Source organism: Streptococcus oralis, from assembly GCF_001578945.1.
Taxonomy (GTDB): Bacteria; Bacillota; Bacilli; order Lactobacillales; family Streptococcaceae; genus Streptococcus; species Streptococcus oralis_Q.
On the sequence record NZ_KQ969551.1, the window covers coordinates 386,044 to 389,291 of the forward strand.

Here is a 3,248-nt window from a genome sequence, read left to right on the forward strand (position 1 = left end):
AAGAATTTGCCTTTGCCTCAAGCACCATATTATCCCAAGTTGGACGAGGAATTATTGTTGGTCTCGTCGTCGGGCTAATCGTCGGATCCTTTCGTTTCTTAATCGAAAAGGGCTTCCACCTGATACAAGGATTCTATCAAGATCAAGCGCACCTAGTGCGCAATCTTTTTATCATTGGCCTATTTTATTTAATAGTTTGCTGGCTCAGTGCGAAACTAACTCGGTTGGAAAAAGACATCAAGGGTTCAGGAATTCCTCAAGTCGAAGCTGAACTAAAGGGACTGATGACTCTCAGCTGGTGGAGTGTCCTCTGGAAAAAATATATTCTAGGGATTCTTGCTATTGCCAGTGGCCTTATGCTAGGTCGAGAAGGGCCAAGTATTCAACTTGGAGCAGTTGGCGGTAAAGGTATATCCAAGTGGCTCAAATCTAGCCCAGTAGAGGAACGCTCCCTGATTGCGAGTGGAGCTGCAGCAGGGCTAGCTGCAGCCTTTAATGCTCCAATTGCAGGACTTCTCTTTGTGGTAGAAGAAGTTTATCACCATTTTTCACGCTTTTTCTGGGTCTCAACTCTAGCAGCCAGTCTCGTAGCAAACTTTGTTTCTCTGCTCATATTTGGCCTAACACCCGTACTGGATATGCCAGACAACATCCCACTCATGACCCTAGACCAGTATTGGATATACCTCCTTATGGGAGTTTTTCTCGGGCTTTCTGGTTTTCTCTATGAGAAGGCTGTCCTAAATGTTGGTCAAGTTTATGATTGGCTTGGTCAAAAAATCCATTTGGATAAAGCTTATTATCCAATCTTGGCCTTTATCCTCATCATACCAGTCGGGATCTTCTTACCACAAATCCTTGGTGGTGGAAATCAGGTCGTTCTTTCCCTAACTGAGCAAGATTTTAGTTTCCAAGTTCTATTAGCTTACTTTTTGATTCGATTTGTTTGGAGCATGATTAGCTATGGAAGTGGCCTTCCAGGAGGAATTTTCCTACCCATTTTGGCGCTTGGTTCCTTACTTGGTGCCCTAGTTGGTGTCATTTGTGCGAATTTTGGACTTGTCAGTCAGGAACAATTCCCTATATTTGTCATTTTAGGAATGAGTGGCTACTTTGGAGCAATATCTAAGGCTCCCTTAACTGCTATGATACTCGTAACTGAGATGGTTGGAGATATTCGCAACCTCATGCCACTGGGCTTAGTGACCTTAGTTGCCTACATCGTCATGGATCTGCTCAAGGGCGCTCCAGTCTATGAGGCCATGCTGGAAAAAATGCTGCCAGAAGAAGCGACAGATGAAGGAGAAGTCACCCTCATTGAAATCCCTGTATCAGATAAGATCGCTGGAAAACAGGTTCACGAGCTTAACTTGCCACATAACGTACTCATCACCACCCGAGTCCATAATGGCAAAAGCCAAACAGTTAACGGCTCAACTAGAATGTATCTGGGTGATATGATTCATCTAGTGATTCCAAAAAGTGAAATTGGAAAAGTCAAAGATTTGTTGTTGTAGGTGATATTTACATAATTTATGTTATGTATTTTGAATTCTGGATTTCTTAATAAATTACATTAGAAAACCGATTCTCGAGCAGAGATCGGTTTTTACTTCTTATATCGTTAAAATTAATTAAAATATAGTATAATAAGAAAAAGGAGAAAAGCTTAAATGAATAATTCTAGTAATAAAAAAAGCCATAAAAGGCTACTAATCGTTTTGTCACTCGTAATTATCACAGCAGGAGGTGTTTTTATGTTTAGTATGTTAGGGAAGTCTCAAGAAGAGCGTCGAAATAGAGAGTACGAAGTGAGTCTGGTTAATGCGCTAAAGAATTCCTACCAAGGGATTAAGGAGATTAAAATTTCCGATCCTGCATACACAAGCCCTCCGGGTTCGTGGTCTTGTGATGTAGAAATCAAATTTAATGATGAAAGAAAAACTAAGTATAGGATAGGCCATGGACTCCATGATAAAAAGAATTATCAAGGATCATTGACCAATGAGAAAAGGCAATTCCTTAACAATTACAAAGGAGCGACTGACTTAAAAGTAATTGTTACATATTCAGATAATAGCACAGGAGAACAATGATGACATTTTCCTATACAGATGAGCAGTTAAACAATTTGAATCGGGATTATGCTGTATATAGTGTAAATCTTGAATTCGCTAAGCGTAACGGTAGGACTTATGTCAATTCAAATCTCATTGAAAAAATATCTCCTGATGATTTAGAAAAAACCAACACCATAACTACCTCAGATGGTCAAGAATTCCGTGTTGTTGCCACTAAGTCTGACATTGAAACAGGTTTTGATGGACTGGCAGTTGCGCCAATTGTCAATGGTCAACCAGATTATAAAAATGTAGCCGTGATTGCTGCTGGAACTGATCCTGATAGTCCGGTGAATAAAACTATGTTCGGTTCACGTGACGTCAATAGTGCCATAATTGCAAGGCAAACTTATTTATCTCCACAATATGAGGTTGCTGACCAATTCGTAAAAGAAATTATGGATGATCCCAGATATGAAGTTAGTCAACTATCTGGTTATTCACAAGGATCTTATATGCTAAAAGTAGGGGCTAAATATCATATACCTACGACTACCTTTAATGCTTGGTTTAAATATGGAGCCCTTTCATTGAAAGAAAAAGCATTTATTGAAAGCAACCCTTCTATGTTTATAGATTACCGTAGAAAAAATGATGACGTAGTAGTCTGGAATGATTTCAACCACCCAGAATGGTATAATACTACCACTACAAACTCTATGCCTAGTACGATTCACTGGCTTGATGGTTCGAGTCATAAAATTGGTGATTGGGAGTTTGACCCTGTAACTGGTCAAGTTGTAGATGGTAAAGGTGGAAAACCCTTAATCAGTGGTGTTTATCGAGCCTATGCCAACAGTCTCCGAGGAATGGCTCATTACAAGGACTTGAAATCAAAATGGTCATCAGGTGGCATTAGTAGCTCTGAGGAAATATACTTAGATGCAGCTCAAGGATCTATCCTATCATCATCAATGGCTACAGCAGCAAGAACTGGAGCTGATGAAGTGAGCGCCTTAGCCAAAAAAGCCAATCAGGAATTACAAGAAATTTGGTCAAAAATCGATTTTACGAGCTACACAGCATTAGCTCCCTATGAGGTTGAGGCCCTTTTTGCTAGTCAAGGTATCACTCAAGCACAGTTTATCGATACTTTTCAGACAGAGACAAATCAAACAACCACTAAGA

General features: G+C 39.9%; 3 protein-coding genes. All 3 read left to right on the forward strand.

The features are described from left to right. A partial coding sequence (locus tag SORDD16_RS04555; RefSeq protein WP_081215133.1) for a ClC family H(+)/Cl(-) exchange transporter occupies positions 1 to 1,517 on the forward strand: 1,517 nt, incomplete at its 5' end. 156 nt (positions 1,518 to 1,673) lie between these two features. Further along, positions 1,674 to 2,096 carry a hypothetical protein gene (locus SORDD16_RS04560; RefSeq protein ID WP_061452535.1) on the forward strand — a complete coding sequence of 141 codons (423 nt, stop codon included), beginning with the start codon at positions 1,674 to 1,676 and terminating at the stop codon, positions 2,094 to 2,096. Further along, a partial coding sequence (locus SORDD16_RS11730; RefSeq protein WP_081215134.1) for a hypothetical protein occupies positions 2,096 to 3,248 on the forward strand: 1,153 nt, incomplete at its 3' end. The genes SORDD16_RS04560 and SORDD16_RS11730, both read left to right, overlap by 1 nt.

Bases quoted from the DNA above. Each gene is read 5' to 3' on its own strand.
- SORDD16_RS04560 (WP_061452535.1), top strand. From the start codon at position 1,674: ATGAATAATTCTAGTAATAAAAAAAGCCATAAAAGGCTACTAATCGTT.